Genomic DNA, 17946 nt, shown 5'->3' on the forward strand with positions numbered 1-17946 from the left:
AAACCAAAGTTATATAATTAATTTCTTAATTTCACTCCAGCTTTATAGGGGGCTAATATACTTCGTCACCTTTTTCTGATTTGACCATTTCACTCATTACATCTTTTAAATCGTCAGGTGTATTTTTACTAAACTCAACAATACCATCTTCATTACGTTTATAATCTATCGCTTTTCCGTCTGTACCTGGTATCCATTCTGCTTCCATTCCTGTGGGGTCAACCATATTCACAGGGTTGTTATGTACATAATGGTATGGTGTCCAACCTGGATACTTCTCCGCGAGTGGATCCACACTTACAAATATACTAATTCTTGGGTCATAATAACGTGCGCCGTAATAATACATTCCCGTAGCATCATCTAACTCTTTTCCGTTGAATTTATATTTGTTGCCGTAACCTACACCATTATTAGCACTTTGGTTATGTTCTACCATCATCTCCCCAAACGGCAGTGTTTCGTAGTAATGGCTTGGGCGTCCAAAGTTGTCTGTTAAGTATGTACTGCTTCCTAAATGGTCGGTATGATACCACCAAATTGGTTTGCGCTGGTCTTCATCGTAATCGTCTCTGTCCGGTAAATCGTTGTTACCGCCTTCTATAGGGCTTGGTAAATCCAAATGTGGAAAAATAATGGGTGTTTCTGGTCTTACTATTTCAGGTGTATAACATTTAAAATTATCTTGTACATACGCAAGCACTGCACAGGCATTGTTTGGCTCAAAGGTTAAATGTTTACGTATATAATTTAACGCTTGTTTGTAACAATCTAGTTCTGTACCAAAATCATAGCAGCCACAATCGGTCATTACTTCTTCGCAGCCTTCCATCCAGACGCCGTTTTCTAGATAATAATCGTAACATTCGGTAGCACGCGGATTTGGGCAGTCTTGAACACAGTTGCGTATTTCCTCTTCTTCTTCGCCGCCACCGCCTTCTTCTTCACGACAACCGCATGCTATGCTGATATCATTACATTCTGTTGTCCAAACTCCTGTTTCCAAATACCTTTCAACACACAAAGTGTTTTATAGTAAAACAGCCTCAATACGTGTATAAAGAGGCTGTTGTGTTGTATAAGTGCGGATTGTAAATCCGCGCATCGGGATTAAAAAGTCACGGTTTAGAAGCATTGTAAATTCTATCAACACATCTACATTACCAAAAACCGTTACAGATTTAATTCAGTAACGGTTTTTTTTATGTATTGTAAGTACTTAAACGCTTATTGCGCTTCCATGTCAACAGTTGTTTCTGAAGCGATTTTTTTATAAGTTCCATCTACTAATTTTCCACGAATAGCTTCAAAAGATGATAGTGTTTGATCGATATCTTCAAAAGTATGTGACGATGTAGGAATTACACGTAACAAAATGATTCCTTTAGGGATTACAGGATATACTACAATTGATAAAAAGATTCCGTAGTTTTCACGTAAATCATTCACCATTATCATAGCTTCTGGAATAGATCCTTCTAAATAAACCGGAGTAACACAAGTGTTTGTATCACCAATATTAAATCCCCGATCTTTTAAACCATTTTGTAAACGGTTTACGTTCTCCCATAATTTATCTTTTAAACTTGGGTTTTCTCTTAACAATTGCAAACGTTTTAAAGCTCCTTTTACTAAAATCATCGGTAATGATTTAGCAAACATTTGCGAACGTAAGTTATATTTTAAATAATCGATAATATCTTGATCTGCAGCAATAAATGCACCTATAGAAGCCATTGATTTTGCAAATGTAGAAAAGTACACATCAATACCATCCTGACATTCCTGCTCCTCGCCTGCTCCTGCTCCTGTTTTTCCTAATGTTCCAAAACCGTGTGCATCATCAACTAATAAACGGAAATTGTATTTTTCTTTTAAAGCAACAATTTCTTTTAATTTACCTTGTTGACCGCGCATACCAAAAACACCCTCGGTAATAACTAAAATACCTCCGTTTTGTTCTTCTGCCATTTTAGTAGCACGTTGTAAATTCTTTTCTAAAGATTCTACATCATTATGTTTGTAAGTAAAACGTTTCCCCATGTGTAAACGAACACCATCAATAATACATGCATGCGAATCAACATCGTAAACAATTACATCGTTTTTAGTAACCAAAGCATCAATGGTAGAAACCATTCCTTGGTAACCAAAATTCAATAAATAAGCAGCTTCTTTTTGTACAAAAGTAGCCAATTCGTCTTGTAATTTTTCATGCCAATCTGTATGTCCAGACATCATACGTGCACCCATTGGATAGGCTGCACCAAATTCTGCTGCTGCATCAGCATCTGCTTTCATTACTTCGGGATGTGTAGCTAAACCTAAATAGTCGTTAATAGACCAGTTTAAAACTTCTTTTCCTTGAAATTGCATTCTAGGCCCTAATTTTCCTTCTAATTTAGGAAACACAAAGTAACCCTCTGCTTGTGAAGCCCATTTACCTAATGGACCTTTATTATTGTGAATTCTTTCAAATAAATCTTTAACCATTTTATTTGTTTTTTTAAACCGTGCAAAGTTAGTGAATTTTTTATGTAATATGTTCTATAATATTATAACACTTAAAATTTTAAATAATGTAGAAATGTTATTCCCACAACTAAATAACTGTAAAGTACTATTATTAAAATTATGTATGCTGTTTTTTGATCTTTTGTATTACTGGATTTTAATGCTGTTACTAATTGTTTAAATTTAAATATACAATAAATGTTGAGTATTACAAATAAAAAATAAGTTATTAATAAAGCTATTTGAAAGCCTACCGAATGTCTTAAGGCAAAAGCATCATTTCCCTTAAATATTTTCATTTTTTCTTTAGAAGGATGCTGGTAAAGGTTAATTGCCTTTTTATCTATTAATTTATTTAAACTGCGATTGTGAATATAATCTAATTCCTTTTCTATTCTATCTTTACGAATCAAAGGTTCAAAACCTAAAATAGCATAGTGTTTAATTTCCTCCGTTTTTACTTTAAATTCCCCTTTATCATCTAAGTAATTAATGCGGATTGATGTGTAAGCTTTCTCTAAAAAATTGAAAGATGTAGAAACTTTTTTAGATGTTTCTTTATCTACGGATACAATTTCTAGTTTTTCCCAACGTGGATGTGATATTTTAAATTCAACAGATCTAAAAAAAGGCGAAAAAGTATAAAACAGTGTAAAAATCGATGTAAAAGTTAAGAACAGATTTAAAAACTGCGTGTCGGATCTTTTACGTGTTCCAAAAAAAGCGCGATCTATAATAACAATTATAAAACTTATTACAAAACCGTAAATAAATAAACGTATGCTGTTTAGTAGTACAAAAACTAAAAACAACACCCAAATAATAATTTTAAACGGATTGTATTTCATTATACATTAATAATTTATCAAATATAAAAAAAAGCACCTAAATAAGGTGCTTTATGTAATAGAAACTATTTATGATAAAGTAAAAAAATAAACGATTAACAAGTTAGTCTTTAATCTTTCGTCTATTTTCTCTTATCTGTTTAGTATAAACTTGGATATTTTTTTGGATTAGCTTCACCCATAATAGCATAAACTTTTTCGAAAACATCTTCTACAGATGGTTTAGAGAAATAATCACCATCGGTTCCATAAGAAGGTCTGTGTGGTTTTGATGCTAATGTTTCAGGTTTGCTGTCTAAGAATTTGTACCCTTCTTGAACATCTACAATTTGTTGTAAGATATAAGCCGATGCACCACCTGGAACATCTTCATCTACCACCAACAAACGGTTTGTTTTTTGAAGCGATTTTACACAATCGTGGTTTCTATCAAAAGGTAATAAAGATTGCGCATCGATAATTTCAACATCAATACCAACTTCCATCAACTCTTTTGCGGCTTGTTCTACAATTCTTAAGGTAGATCCGTAAGATACAATTGTTAAATCGTCACCTTGCTTTATGGTTTCAACCACACCAATTGGTGTAGTAAATTCGCCAATATTATTAGGCATTTTCTCTTTTAAGCGGTATCCGTTCAAACATTCAATAACTAATGCAGGTTCATCGCCTTTTAACAAGGTGTTATAAAAACCAGCAGCTTTTGTCATACTTCTTGGAACCAAAACGTGCATACCGCGAATGGCATTAATGATCATTCCCATTGGTGAACCTGAATGCCAGATACCTTCCAATCGGTGCCCACGCGTACGAACAATAAGCGGTGCTTTTTGTTTACCTGCAGTTCTGTATTGAACGGTTGCCAAATCATCGCTCATAATTTGTAAAGCGTACAATAAATAGTCTAAATACTGAATTTCTGCAATTGGACGCAAACCGCGCATTGCCATACCAATACCCTGACCTAAAATGGTTGCTTCGCGAATTCCCGCATCGGAAACTCTAGCTTCACCGTATTTTTCCTGTAATCCTTCCAAACCTTGGTTTACATCGCCAATGTTTCCAGAATCTTCTCCGAAGATTAATGTTTCAGGATAGGTTTCAAATATCTTATCAAAATTATCGCGAATAATTAAACGTGCGTCTACCATTTCTGAATTATCATCGTAAACAGGTAAAATTTCTTCTACATTTTCTGCTTTGTTTGATGATTGTGACATTAAATGCGAACTGAATTTCGGCTGAATTTCGTTTGTATAATTCTGGATCCAAGTTGCTAATGCATGCTGACCTGTTTCGCCAATAACCATACGTAAAATTTTACGTGCAGTGGTTAAATTGTCTTTACGAATTGGTTCTTTGATGCTGTTTAAATCGGCAATCATTTTTTCGATAAACACTTTGTTTGCCGATGCTGCTGCAACCGAATTTAAAACTTCAACTAACGTAGTTCTTTCTTCTTTTATAGGATTTAAATAGGCTTCCCAAGCTGCTTTTTTACCCGCTAAAACCTCTTTTTTCAATTCGGCATCTAACGTATCTAATTCTTCGCTTGTAGCAATATTGTTATCAATCATCCAAGAACGCATTTTAACAACACAGTCAAAATCGCCTTCCCACTGTAAGCGGTCTGCAGATTTATAACGCTCGTGCGAACCAGAAGTAGAGTGACCTTGCGGTTGCGTTAATTCTTTTACGTGAATTAAAACCGGAATGTGGTTTGTGCGTGCAATTTGCGCTGCTTTTGCATACGTATCAACCAACGCAGGATAATCCCAACCAAGAACGGTTAAAACTTCGTATCCGTTTGTATTTTCTTCTTTTTGGAAACCTTTTAAAATTTCAGAAATACTTTCTTTTGTAGTTTGATGACGTGCGTGAACCGAGATTCCGTACATATCGTCCCAAACACTCATAACCATTGGTACTTGCAATACACCTGCTGCGTTAATTGTTTCAAAAAACAATCCTTCAGAAGTTGATGCGTTACCAATTGTTCCCCAAGCAACTTCGTTTCCACTAACAGAAAACATATTGTTTTTATCTGCATTCGGGAATTCACGATATATTTTTGATGCTTGTGCCAAACCTAATAAACGAGGCATTTGACCTGCAGTTGGAGAAATATCTGAACTTGAATTTTTTTGTTGTGTAAGATTTTTCCACTCACCGTTTTCGTCTAAACTATGGGTTGCAAAATGCCCACCCATTTGACGACCACCAGACATTGGATCTTGTGTAATATCGGCATGACCGTATAAACCTGCAAAAAACTGCTGAATATTTAATGCGCCAATAGCCATCATAAAGGTTTGATCGCGGTAGTAACCCGAGCGGAAATCTCCGTTTTTAAAAGCCTTTGCCATTGCCAGCTGTGGAACTTCTTTTCCATCGCCAAAAATACCAAACTTTGCCTTTCCGGTTAAAACCTCTTTACGACCTAATAAACTACATTCACGTGAAATACGTGCTGTTGTATAATCGTTTAAAACCTCTTTTTTAAAGTCTTCAAAAGTTAAAGCTTCCTTTGTAGTTGCCTGATTCATAATATATAGAAACTGTTTGAAACAAAATGTAATAATTTACGAAATTACGCAATCAATCGCTAAAAAACTAATTTTATTAAAATTTATCGTTCTTAAAATCGTTTTTTATTATTGTATTGATAAAAACAAAAGTCGCTCCGAAAAGCGACTTTTGTCATTATAAGTTAGAAAAATCAGTTGTTACTCTGCTTCTTCTATATTTCCTTCTTTATTCTTTAAAGCAGCAGCACGTTCACGCTCTGCCGACCCTTTGATAGTATCAACTAAAATTGGTGTTGATATAAATAAAGATGAGTACGTACCTACACCAATACCTAATAACATTGCAAATACAAATCCACGGATTGATTCACCACCAAAAATAAACATGATTAATAATACCACAATTACTGTTGCAGATGTATTAAATGTTCGTGATAACGTAGTGTTGATAGATTTATTTACTACTTCTTCAAAAGATCCTTCTGTATCACCTTTAATGTACTCACGAACACGGTCAAATACAATTACGGTATCATTTAAAGAGTAACCAATTACGGTAAGCAATGCTGCTACCAATGACTGATCTACCTCCATATTAAACGGTGCAAATTTGTAGAAGAACGAATAAACTCCTAAAACAAACAACGCATCGTGTGTAACTGCTGCAACCGCACCTAACGAATACTGCCATCTACGGAATGATATTGCTAAGTACACAAACACTATTAACAATGCACCACCTACTGCCCAATAAGCATCGGTTTTTACGTCTTTTGCAACTGTTGGTCCAACTTTCGATGCTTGCACAATTCCAAAACCACCTTTACCAGGAGTAACAAATTCTTCGTATGTTAATGGTGTTTTAAAGTAAGGTTTTAAATTGTTGTACAATACTTGATTTACTTCTTGATCAACTTTAATGCCTTCTTCTTCAACACGGTATTTTGTAGTAATTTTTAACTTATCGTTTTTACCAAAAATTTTAGCTTCTACATTGCTATCAAACTCTTTTGACAATGTGTTAGAAACCGAAGAAGCATCAACTTCATTATCAAATTGTACTTGGAACGTTCTACCACCGGTAAAATCGGTTCCGTAGTTTAAGCCGTTAAAAAACAACGTAGCCACACAAGCAAGCATTGTTATTGATGTAAATATATATGCAATTTTCTTTTTACCAATAAAATCGAAATTCATATTAGTAAACCAATTGCGCGTAATTTTTGTACTAAACGCTAATTTAGCATCTTTAGCTGCAGCTGAATCAACCAAAATTCTGGTAATAACAATTGCAGTAAATAATGAAGTTACAATACCAATTAATAAGGTAACAGCAAACCCTCTAATAGGTCCTGAACCAAAAATAACTAATACAATACCTGTTAAAGCTGTTGTAACGTTAGCATCTACAATTGCAGACATTGCTCCACTCCAAGAGAACGAATGCTTTATAGCTTCTTTAGCGGAATGACCTTCTCGGAGCGATTCTTTTACCCTTTCATAAATAAGAATGTTTGTATCTACAGCCGTACCAATTGTTAACACGATACCTGCAATACCTGGCAAGGTTAATACAAAACCAAATGCTGTAAATACGGCAAATAAGAATAATAAGTTAACTGCTAATGCAATATTTGCAAACCAACCTGCTTTTCCGTAGAAGAATACCATCCACGCAGCAATAATAAACATTCCAACTAAAGATGAAGTGATACCAGCATCGATAGCAGCTTGCCCTAACGATGGTCCAACAATCTCAGATGAAACAATTGCAGCAGAAGCTGGTAATTTTCCAGCCTTTAAAATATTAGCTAAATCTTTTGTTTCTTGAACATCAAAATCTCCTGAAATACTAGATCTACCTCCTGAAATTGCTCCCGTAGTAACACCAGGTGCTGAGTATACAACATTATCTAAAACAATAGCAATGTTAGACTGTTGTGAATATGCTTTACCTGTTAAATCTTCCCATGATTTTGCACCACTTGCATTCATTTGCATTGATACAACTGGTTTACCTGAAACTTGGTCATAATCGTCACGAGCTTCTGTAACAACAGATCCAGATAAAGGTGCAATATTTTGAGAGTTACCTTTTAAGGCATATAACTCAACAATATTTGAATTCTTTTTTGCTTTACCCCATGCAAATTTCACATGACGTAATTCACCACTTAACAAACCTCTTACCTGCGGATCTTTTAAGTATGTATTAACTTGTGCCGTATCTTTAGTAGCAAAAAAAGCAATAATTGGCGATCCTTGATAACCAGGCGCTTGTATTAAAGATACAATTGGTCCTAAATCTTCTGTAGCTGCAGCAGCCGTATCTTTAGAAACACCCGTTAACAATTTATCTACATCGTTTTTAGGCGCTGTATTTGCCACCGTATCTGTTGTAGTTGGTTGTTTAACCTTATCTTTTAAAACGTTGTTAGCAGCCATTAAAAACTGACCAACTTCTTCGCCTTTATAGGTTTCCCAAAACTCTAATTGTGCTGTAGATTGTAAAAGGTTTTTAATACGATCGATATCTTTTGCACCAGGTAATTCAACTAGAATTCTACCTGATTCTCCAACCATTTGAATAGTAGGCGAAACAACACCAAATTGATCAATACGCTCACCAATAACTTTGTAAGCACTTTCTATTGATTCTTTTACTTTTTTGTTTAGGATGTTTTTAACCTGAGCATCACTCATTGAAGTGTTGATCTCTTGCAAGTTTCTGTTAGCAAAAATCTCTGATGAAGCCAACTTCACATTTCCTGCCGAAATTTTTTCAAAAGATTCATAGAACGATTCTAAAAATGTTTGATTTCCATCACGATTTTTTTCTGCTTTTGATAAAGCCTGATTGAAAACTGCATTTTTGGAATTGTTAGACAATCCTTTTAAAATGTCTTTTACAGAAATTTGAAGCATCACATTGACACCACCTTCTAAATCCAAACCTTTTTGAATTTGCTTTGAACGCACTTCAGCAAAAGTTTGACCTAAATAAACCTTTTCGTTTGAAATTGAATCTAAATAACGAGCTTCTTTGGCTAAATCACCATTCGCAAATTCCTTTGCTTTACTCTCGTAATGATTCGTAACAAACGTAAAGGACAATTGGTAAATACTTACCAACGCAAAAACAATCGCAATAAACTTAACGAGTCCCTTATTCTGCATTTTTAAAAAATTAATAGTTTTTAAATGATTTTGTTTGATTCTTTTTTAACTTAATAAACCAAAAAAGTATATAAAACGGACAAATATATAACTTCACAAAAGATTTAACAATAAAAAAAGTGGTTTATTTAAACACTTTCTAACGGGGTTATTAACAATGTTTGCCAATAAAAAAACCGACAAATTTGTCGGTTTTGAGTGTTTTAAGCATCGATTTTTGCGTAAACAGCATTTTTTTCAATAAATTCTCTTCGTGGTGGTACTTCGTCACCCATAAGCATTGAAAACACACGGTCTGCTTCTACTAAATTATCTAATGTAATTTGGCGCAAAGTTCTAAATTCAGGATTCATAGTAGTTTCCCACAACTGCTCTGCATTCATTTCTCCTAAACCTTTATATCGTTGAACCGATGAGCCTTGTCCCATTTGCTCCATTAAAGCAATACGTTCTTCATCGTTCCATGCATATTGCTTTTTAGTACCTTTTTTAACCATATATAATGGTGGCGTAGCAATATAAACACATCCTTTTTCAATTAATTCACGCATGTATCTAAACAAAAATGTAAGAATTAAGGTTGCAATATGACTACCATCTACATCGGCATCACACATAATTACAACTTTATGGTAACGTAATTTAGATAAGTTTAAGGCTTTGCTGTCTTCTTCGGTTCCAATGGTAACACCTAAAGCAGTGTAAATATTACGAATTTCTTCGTTTTCAAACACTTTATGTCCCATAGCTTTTTCAACATTCAAGATTTTACCACGTAATGGCATAATTGCTTGAAAGTTACGATCGCGTCCTTGTTTTGCTGTTCCGCCCGCCGAATCTCCCTCGACAAAGAAAATTTCGCATTTCTCTGGATCCTGCTCTGAGCAATCTGAAAGTTTACCTGGTAAACCACCACCACTCATAACCGTTTTACGCTGAACCATTTCACGTGCTTTTTTAGCTGCATGGCGTGCCTGTGCTGCTAAAATAACTTTTTGAACAATAATTTTAGCGTCTTGAGGATTCTCCTCTAAATAAGCTTCTAACATATCTGCAACACCTTGTGATACAGGAGAAACTACTTCACGGTTTCCTAACTTCGCTTTGGTTTGCCCTTCGAACTGAGGTTCCATTACTTTAACAGAAATAATTGCTGTTAAACCTTCACGGAAATCGTCACCCGATATTTCGAACTTTAATTTTTCAAGTAATCCAGATGCGTCTGCATATTTTTTCAATGTACGGGTTAACCCCATACGGAATCCTTGCAAATGTGTTCCACCTTCATGTGTGTTGATGTTATTTACATAAGAATAGATATTTTCTGAATAACTATCATTATAAATAAGCGCTACTTCAACCGGTATCTCTCCTTTTTCACTTTCCATATAGATTACATCACCAATAATTGGCGTACGGTTTCCGTCTAAAAAGCGAACATATTCTTTTAAACCTTCTGTTGAATGAAAAGTTTCCATTTTAGCTTTTCCTTCTTCATCAACCTCTCTTAAATCGGTCAAGGTAATAGTAATACCTTTATTCAAGAAAGCTAATTCACGCAAACGAGAAGCTAATGTATCGTAAGAATATTCTAATGTATGTGTAAAAATAGTAGCATCGGGTCTAAAAGTAACCTTTGTACCTCTTTTTGTTGTTTCACCAATTGGACGGGCTGGGAAAAGCGGTTTTCCACGCTCGTATTCCTGCTCCCATATTTTACCGTTTACATGTACTTCGGCACGTAAATGATCTGACAATGCATTCACACACGATACACCTACCCCGTGCAATCCACCAGAGACCTTATAAGAATCTTTATCGAATTTACCACCGGCACCAATTTTAGTCATTACAACCTCTAATGCAGATACGCCTTCTTTTTTGTGCATATCTACAGGAATACCACGTCCGTTATCTTGAACCGAGATAGAATTATCTTGATTAATAATTACTTGTATGGCATCACAATGACCTGCCAAAGCCTCATCGATAGAGTTATCTACAACTTCGTAAACTAAATGGTGTAAACCACGAACACCTACATCGCCAATGTACATTGACGGACGCATACGCACGTGCTCCATTCCTTCTAATGCCTGAATACTATCGGCCGAATACGAATTTTTCTTTATTTCTTCACTCATAGTTTTATGTGTACTAATAATAAACTAAACAACAAATATACGGATTTTTAGTTGATTTTTAGTGTTTAATAGGTTTTATTATACTTGAAGTTATCAACACTTGATTTGCAAAAAAGTGGTTTATATTTAAAAATTTAAACAAAATATTGTAATTAGGCAAATTGCTTAATGGAACTTAACTTTTAATGTAATTGATTCTTGTGTATTGTTTTATAACTATTTTATTTCTTAAAAGACTAAAAATCAATTAGCTTAAATTTTTTTACTCTGTTTTATTGTTCTAAAAGCACTAAAGTTAATAAATTTCGAGAATTTTATAGGGAATATTGTTGAAAGTTACCTGGTGCCCTATTTCTTTATTTAGCAAATGCTGAATTAAAGGCGCATGAACCGATACGCAAAAAACCTGTGTGTTTTTGTAGTTAACCGGCTGCATTGGAACGCTTAAATAAAAAACAGCTTTATTGGTTTTGACTATTGATCCCAACACTACTTTTTCTATTGTTTTGTTTTCGGACAGTTTTAAAGCAATTTGCTGCATATCTAAAAGCTCGATCAACTTTGCGTTTAATTTTTCTTGTTCCAAATGCATCATAGCTAAACCGGTTTCGTGTTTATCACCAGCAGAACTTTTAGCATCGTTCTGTGCGTCTTCTGATAAAGACGAAATTTGTTTTTGTATGGCTTCAATCTGATTATTTAATACATTTAAAACCAGCTGTTTTAATTCTTTTCTGTTCATAAAAAATAAAAAAGCCCTTTTCAGAGCTTTTTGTGTTATTGTTATTTATGCTTTTTATTAAAAATCGAATTTATACATAGCACCGCCTAAAACCTGTAATCCCTGCACCTGATATTGGTTAAAACGGAGATAATTTTCGTTTGCTAAGTTCATTCCTTTTACGAAAACCGTCCATTGAGCAGTTGGTCTGAAACCTACCGTTAAGTTTAAATCGTAATAATCGCCTAACTTCATATCATCTGGTCTTGGAAACGTATTAACACCACTGAATTCGTAACGCTGACCAACGTATCCTAAATTAGCATCGGCGAACCACTGCTTCGTGAAATTATACAATACATTTACATTTACTTTACCTTGTGGCAAATGGAAAGCATTATTATAATATTCTACGCTGTAATTGTTGTATTCGCCCGAAAGTGCAATTTTAGCTTTGTCTGAAAAATCGAAGTTCAATTCTCCGAACAAACTTAAAGTATTTACTTTGTCATAAATTAAACCGAACGAATTTCCGTATTGATATCCTTGTTTATTTTGTAGGTTGATGTCATACTGATTAATCGTAAACATTGCTTTATCGTCTTCAACTTTATAGTTTGCACGAACGTTGTACGATAAATTATGATACAATTTTCCTTTTAAACCTGCGTAAAAATCGTAATTTGTTTTGGTTGGTTTTAACGTTAAAGACGGAGCTACGAACGGATTTTCTTCAGCTAAATCGGCATACGAATTTTGTTTAACACCACCAACTGCACCAAAATAAGCCTGAACAATATTTGGAACCAAATTGAAATTCGCCTTAACCATTGGATAAACAACTAGTGAATTATCTTCAACGCTGTTTTCTTTTCCTAACACATACGTTAAACCTGCACCTACTTCAACCGAATAATTCGCATCGAAAAACTTGATACTTGGATTAACCGAAAGGTTTAAGTAATTATACTTATCTACCACATTATCAATACCATTATTAGCAAATTGTGTGTTTAAATAATCGGCTTCTAAATTAACATGAACCGTATTATTTGGAAGTTCGATATTAAACTTCGGAGCGAAAATAAATCGACTTTCTTTACTGTCGAACTCATCCCAGAAATATTTGTAGGATACATCTGCTTTTTCAAAAGCACCAATATAACTTTCGTAAGATCCACCAATGTGAACATTATTGTATTTCTGTAAAGGATCTACCAAATTAAAATTAAAATTCGATATATAAAAATCAGACGGAGTTCCGTACCAATTGTATTTCGATGTCATGGCACCAAACTGGGTATTCCACTGACCGTTTTCGTTACGCTGACCCAACGTAAAATCTAAATTCGATTTACTGAACGAATCATCTAACTCAACTCCGTCAATTCCTCCACCAGAAGAAATATGTTTTAAAAAACCACCCACATACATATTGTTAGAACCAATATTTTCTACAATTCCCAATTCGCCACGAATAGTATTAAAATTTCCGTAGCCTAACAAAGCATAATTGTTGTAGAAATTCGTCAACGAATCATTGTCAACCTTTGCAGCTTCGCCTTTTGCAGGAGAAAAAGTTGATGCAACCGGAACCGAGAAGATCGTATATTTCACGTCTTTTTTCTGATTGATATCTTCATCTTCAATCAACGGGTTATCGTTAATCTTAAAAGCATCATTCAACGTTGCCTGATATTCTGATGTCACGTTAACAACCTCTGTTCCTACCGTAGTGTTTTTCTTGTCTTTATCATCTTGGGCATTTGCTTTATTTGCCAACAATGCCGCTAATATAGTGATACTTAATAAGTACTTTTTCATATGAAATTATTTTACCGATGAATTACGTTTTGCCTCTTCTGATTTAATTTTTGCCAACTCTGTTTTAGCTTCTGTAACAACATCTGCAAACTCGGTTGCATTGCTAATTACACTTTCTAAAATATAAGTTGCCTGGTAACTGTCTTTTAACTGATAAAAGTTTTTAGCCAGTAAAACCAACCCTTTGGCATTGTAATACTTGTAAGCGGCGTATTCTTTCACCAATTTTTCTACTGTTTTGTTAGAAGCATCGTATTTTTTATCGGCATTTTTAAAATAAGCATCGTAATATAATGCCTCGGCTTTTAACTCGCCTGTTCCTATCGTATTTAACTGTTCGTAAAGTTTACGAGCATTTGCGGTATCGTTGTTTTTAATTGCAACTCGTGCGCTGATTGCTGTAGCATCGGCTTTAATACGCTTGTCAACTTTAGAATTTTCAGCTAAAATAGTCGCGTATTTCGCAGCAGTTGTGGTATCGCCTTCATCGTAAGCAGCTTTCATTAAGTTAGATTGCGCAAACAATTTGTTGGTATCGTTACTTGCATCGGCTTCTAACTGCGTTAAAACACGTTTTGCATTTGCCTTATCTTTTTCAGTTAGATAAATGTTAGACAAACGAACCAAACTTTGCTCGGTATACTCAGATTTTCCGCGTTTAATAACACTTTCGTAACTGCTTTTAGCATCGCTCACCTTATCTTTTCCGTAATTAATTTCGGCAATATTAAAGTGTGCTTTGGTTGCATGTAAACCATTCGGATAATTTGCAATATAATCTTTCAGACTTTTTAAAGCGGCATCGTTATTATTTTGTGCCATTTGATTTTCTGCCGAAGTATACACATCGTTTTCCAATTCGGCTGTAGAAATATCAACAAAATCCAAACCTTTTACCCATGCTGCAAATTCATTCGATCTGCCTGAATCTAAATACGCAATTCGGGCATTTTGAACAGCTTCAATAGCATCTTGTGATCCCGGGTAATCGTTCACAACTTTCTTAAATCGTTCGATAGCTTTATCCTCATCGTTCGCGTTAATGTACACAACACCCTGACGTAAAATGGCTTTTGATGCCAAATTAGATTTCGGATAATTCGTCAATAACTGATTGAATGTTTCAATTGCCTTGCTTGTTTGATTGCTGTTGGCATACGTGCTTCCCAATTCGTAGTAAGCATCATCTACCAAACTTGATGATTTATAGTTTGATATAAATTTCTGTAACTCTTCTATTTTCGTCGGATTTTTATCTACAAAACCATACGCAACCGCTTTTTGAAACGCTGCATAATCTTTGTAAGACGAATTGCTGTTTAATATGGAATTATACATTTCCATAGCCGGCCAATACTGTTTGGTAACAAAATAACCATCTGCCAAACGAAGCGTTGCATCGGTTTTCTTGGCATCGTCTTTAACAACACTTAAATAGCTTTTAAAATGTGTATTTGCGTTGCTGTAATTTTTCAATTTATAAGCTGCGTAACCTAAATTATATTCGGCACTTTTAAATTCCGGCGTGTTTTGAGCTTGTGGCAATTGCTTAAACGTTGTAAATGTTTGGTACGCATCGCTGAAACGATTCAACGCATATTCACTTTCACCACGCCAATACGTTGCACGCGCCACATATTTGTTATCCTGACGTTCGGCAATTGATTTATTGAACATTCCATTTGCTAAACTGAATTTACCTTCGTTAAAATATTCTACCCCACGGTAAAAAGTAACTTTTTGATACGCTGCTTTGTTCAAAGGTGTTCTGTTAGATTCCAAAACATCTAAAGCTGCCTGATAATTTTTGGTTGATATATATGAATCAATCAACAAATCATTTAACTCTGCTTTGTAAGGCGTTTCGGGATATTTCACCAAAAAATCGGTTATAACTTCGGGAACACTTTTGTACGGATTACCGATATCATAACTTAATTTGGCATAATTTGCAAAAGCATCTTCTTGAATTTTTGGAGAAAAAGTCATTTCAGAAGCATTTTTAAAAGCGTTCAAAGCCTGTGTTTTCTGATTTAATTTCAGATAACTTTCTCCTAAATGATAATACGCATTTTGCGCAACAGCATCGTTTCCACCAATAATTTTATTGAATTCAGAAACTGCTTTGTTGTAATCTTTCTGCTGGTAATAAGAATATCCCAACTGATAAAAATCTACATTGCTTAATTTACCACCTTTACCTTCGTAAGCCAACAAATACGGCAACGCTTTATCGTATTGTTTCAGGTTGAAATAACTTTCACCAATAATTTTAGATAATTCTGATTTTTCGGCTTCAGTAGATTTTGGCATTTGCGCCAAACCTTCTTCAACTGCTTTATCAAAATTTCCGCTTTTGAACTGCATATCGGCTTTGTAATACCCCATGCGTTCCTGGTATTTTTCCACCGATTCTACATTTGCAAAATATTCGTTTGCCTGCGTATAATCGTTATTCGCATACGAAATGTATCCTAAATAATATTTTGCCTGATTGCCGTACGTTCCCTCTAAATCTACTTTTTCAAGATAGTTTTTAGCTTTGCTGTTTTCTTTTTTATTGAAATAAGCATATCCTTTTTGGAAATTGATACGGTCTTTATCAGCCGGACTTAAAATATCTTCGTTGATTTTCTCGGCATAACGCAATGCCTGATCGTAATCGCCTTGAGAAAAATAGAAATTACTTACATCGATATACGCTTGTGCCTGTTTACTGCTTGTAGGATAATCGTAAATAAACTGACTGATCTTTTGCTCGGCACCAGGTTGACCTAATCTAATAGCACAGTTTGCACTGTAATAAGCACTTTCTGCCTGAATTTCGTCGTTATTATTTTTTATTTTGGTTTTATCGAACAAAATCTGTGCTACTGCGTACTGCTGTTCGTTGTAAAGATTTACGGCGTCGTAAAAATCTTTATTTTCTTGAGTGTAAGTGTATGATTGCTGTGCCTGTACAGAGAAACCGCCCAACAAAAACGATAAATATAGAAAATGATTCGCTTTTCGCATTTCAACTATTTTTTTAAGTATCAAATATATTAAAAATAAATCCTATTTCCATAACGGAAAAATGTATTATTAATTGTTTAAACGACTTATTTTATATTTGTTGTAAACAAAAGAAGCAACCATGAAATTTGGTTGCTTTTGATTTATGAACTATTTACAAAGTTTGTAAATTTGGTAAGGTTATTTACTTTTTAACCAACTTTTTAACTGCTAAACCGGCGTTTGTTTGTATATGCAACATATACGTACCGCTTGCTAAGTCTTCTACATTTAACTGTACTTCGGTTTGGTTATTAAAACTTTGGGTAGTTAACTGTTTACCTGTACTATCGTAAACCGTAACTTGCTCTACCAACATATTTTCACTGTTAGTTATGTTCACCATATTTGTTGCTGGGTTTGGGTACATATTAAATTTAGCCGACACTATTTCATTAGCACTTAAAATATACGACGGTACACTTGGTAGTGCCGTAAGTTTAATATTATCGTATTTAACAACGGAACCTATTTTTAAACCACTTACATACAAAAATATATTATCTTGTAATTTTATAGAAAGTATATTATCTGCTCTAAAAAGATTTAAGTTGGGTATGTAATAATATGCTTTTTTTGCATTATAATCAAAGAAGATTTCTACTTTATGCCAGGTATTGTTAGGAAAAGTAGCTGATGTATAACTCTTTAGTATTACATTGGTAATACCCGAACTTTGAGTATAGGCTTCAATTCTATAATCTGAAGATGAAATAAATCTTAAGTTAATAAAATTACCAATACCAGATAATAGGCCTCCCTCTGCAATAAAAAAACCGGTACCAAAAACTTCGTATTCAAATTTTAGCACATTATTACCAGCAGTACGGTTGTTCCACAATGCACTTATTACCCCAGTATTTTGCTTAATATTGACATATTCGTTAGAAAAAGTACCCGTTGTAGTAAAACTAAGCACGTAGCCTTTACCTGTTTCGGGAGTAACCATCGCTGTTGCACTAGCATTGGCATGCCGTTCTGTAATCCAATTACCTTGGCCTGCGGTAGTACCTGTATAATTGGTATTTAAATGTCCGGATGCGTAACTGTTAAAATCTTCGTTAAGTAATACCTGAGCAATCCCAAACTGTGTAATAAAAAAGCAGGTTATTAAAAGTATATTTTTTTTCATAATT

At 34.4% G+C, this 17946-nt stretch carries 10 protein-coding genes; all 10 read right to left on the reverse strand.

The features are described 5' to 3' along the window. Positions 1–52: 52 nt before the first annotated feature. The gene (locus EG242_RS15060; protein ID WP_317124946.1) at positions 53–1006 is read right to left on the reverse strand and encodes an RHS repeat domain-containing protein; all 954 of its coding nucleotides are present in this window, start codon (positions 1004–1006) and stop codon (positions 53–55) included. Between the two features lie 221 nt (positions 1007–1227). Further along, entirely contained in the window at positions 1228–2493 is a 1266-nt protein-coding gene (locus EG242_RS10355; RefSeq protein ID WP_124899810.1) for an aminotransferase class I/II-fold pyridoxal phosphate-dependent enzyme, read from the reverse strand. Between the two features lie 71 nt (positions 2494–2564). Then, complete coding sequence (locus tag EG242_RS10360; RefSeq protein ID WP_124899811.1) at positions 2565–3362, reverse strand: hypothetical protein; 798 nt, start codon at positions 3360–3362, stop codon at positions 2565–2567. A gap of 140 nt (positions 3363–3502) precedes the next feature. Further along, entirely contained in the window at positions 3503–5908 is a 2406-nt protein-coding gene (locus EG242_RS10365; RefSeq protein WP_124899812.1) for an alpha-ketoacid dehydrogenase subunit alpha/beta, read from the reverse strand. Between the two features lie 180 nt (positions 5909–6088). Continuing rightward, positions 6089–9067, reverse strand: coding sequence for a protein translocase subunit SecDF (gene secDF, locus EG242_RS10370; RefSeq protein WP_124899813.1), 2979 nt, complete (start codon positions 9065–9067; stop codon positions 6089–6091). A gap of 203 nt (positions 9068–9270) precedes the next feature. Beyond that, positions 9271–11211 (reverse strand): DNA topoisomerase (ATP-hydrolyzing) subunit B, encoded by a 1941-nt coding sequence (gyrB, locus tag EG242_RS10375; protein ID WP_124899814.1) that lies wholly within the window; start codon positions 11209–11211, stop codon positions 9271–9273. Between the two features lie 295 nt (positions 11212–11506). Continuing rightward, complete coding sequence (locus EG242_RS10380; RefSeq protein ID WP_124899815.1) at positions 11507–11953, reverse strand: hypothetical protein; 447 nt, start codon at positions 11951–11953, stop codon at positions 11507–11509. A gap of 57 nt (positions 11954–12010) precedes the next feature. Next, the gene (locus EG242_RS10385) at positions 12011–13756 is read right to left on the reverse strand and encodes a TonB-dependent receptor (protein WP_124899816.1); all 1746 of its coding nucleotides are present in this window, start codon (positions 13754–13756) and stop codon (positions 12011–12013) included. A 6-nt stretch (positions 13757–13762) separates the two neighbouring features. Beyond that, complete coding sequence (locus tag EG242_RS10390) at positions 13763–16771, reverse strand: tetratricopeptide repeat protein (RefSeq protein WP_124899817.1); 3009 nt, start codon at positions 16769–16771, stop codon at positions 13763–13765. 184 nt (positions 16772–16955) lie between these two features. Next, the gene (locus tag EG242_RS10395; protein WP_124899818.1) at positions 16956–17942 is read right to left on the reverse strand and encodes a T9SS type A sorting domain-containing protein; all 987 of its coding nucleotides are present in this window, start codon (positions 17940–17942) and stop codon (positions 16956–16958) included. Positions 17943–17946: the final 4 nt, after the last annotated feature.

Origin of the sequence: Paenimyroides viscosum (assembly GCF_003858535.1) — a bacterium.
In the GTDB taxonomy this organism is placed as follows: Bacteria; Bacteroidota; Bacteroidia; order Flavobacteriales; family Flavobacteriaceae; genus Flavobacterium; species Flavobacterium viscosum.

What these genes read in the sequence shown, in the direction of transcription:
- EG242_RS10355 (WP_124899810.1), bottom strand. Translation starts at nt 2,493, where the DNA reads ATGGTTAAAGATTTATTTGAAAGAATTCACAATAATAAAGGTCCATTA.
- EG242_RS10360 (WP_124899811.1), bottom strand. Translation starts at nt 3,362, where the DNA reads ATGAAATACAATCCGTTTAAAATTATTATTTGGGTGTTGTTTTTAGTT.
- EG242_RS10365 (WP_124899812.1), bottom strand. Translation starts at nt 5,908, where the DNA reads ATGAATCAGGCAACTACAAAGGAAGCTTTAACTTTTGAAGACTTTAAA.
- secDF (WP_124899813.1), bottom strand. Translation starts at nt 9,067, where the DNA reads ATGCAGAATAAGGGACTCGTTAAGTTTATTGCGATTGTTTTTGCGTTG.
- gyrB (WP_124899814.1), bottom strand. Translation starts at nt 11,211, where the DNA reads ATGAGTGAAGAAATAAAGAAAAATTCGTATTCGGCCGATAGTATTCAG.
- EG242_RS10380 (WP_124899815.1), bottom strand. Translation starts at nt 11,953, where the DNA reads ATGAACAGAAAAGAATTAAAACAGCTGGTTTTAAATGTATTAAATAAT.
- EG242_RS10385 (WP_124899816.1), bottom strand. Translation starts at nt 13,756, where the DNA reads ATGAAAAAGTACTTATTAAGTATCACTATATTAGCGGCATTGTTGGCA.
- EG242_RS10390 (WP_124899817.1), bottom strand. Translation starts at nt 16,771, where the DNA reads ATGCGAAAAGCGAATCATTTTCTATATTTATCGTTTTTGTTGGGCGGT.
- EG242_RS10395 (WP_124899818.1), bottom strand. Translation starts at nt 17,942, where the DNA reads ATGAAAAAAAATATACTTTTAATAACCTGCTTTTTTATTACACAGTTT.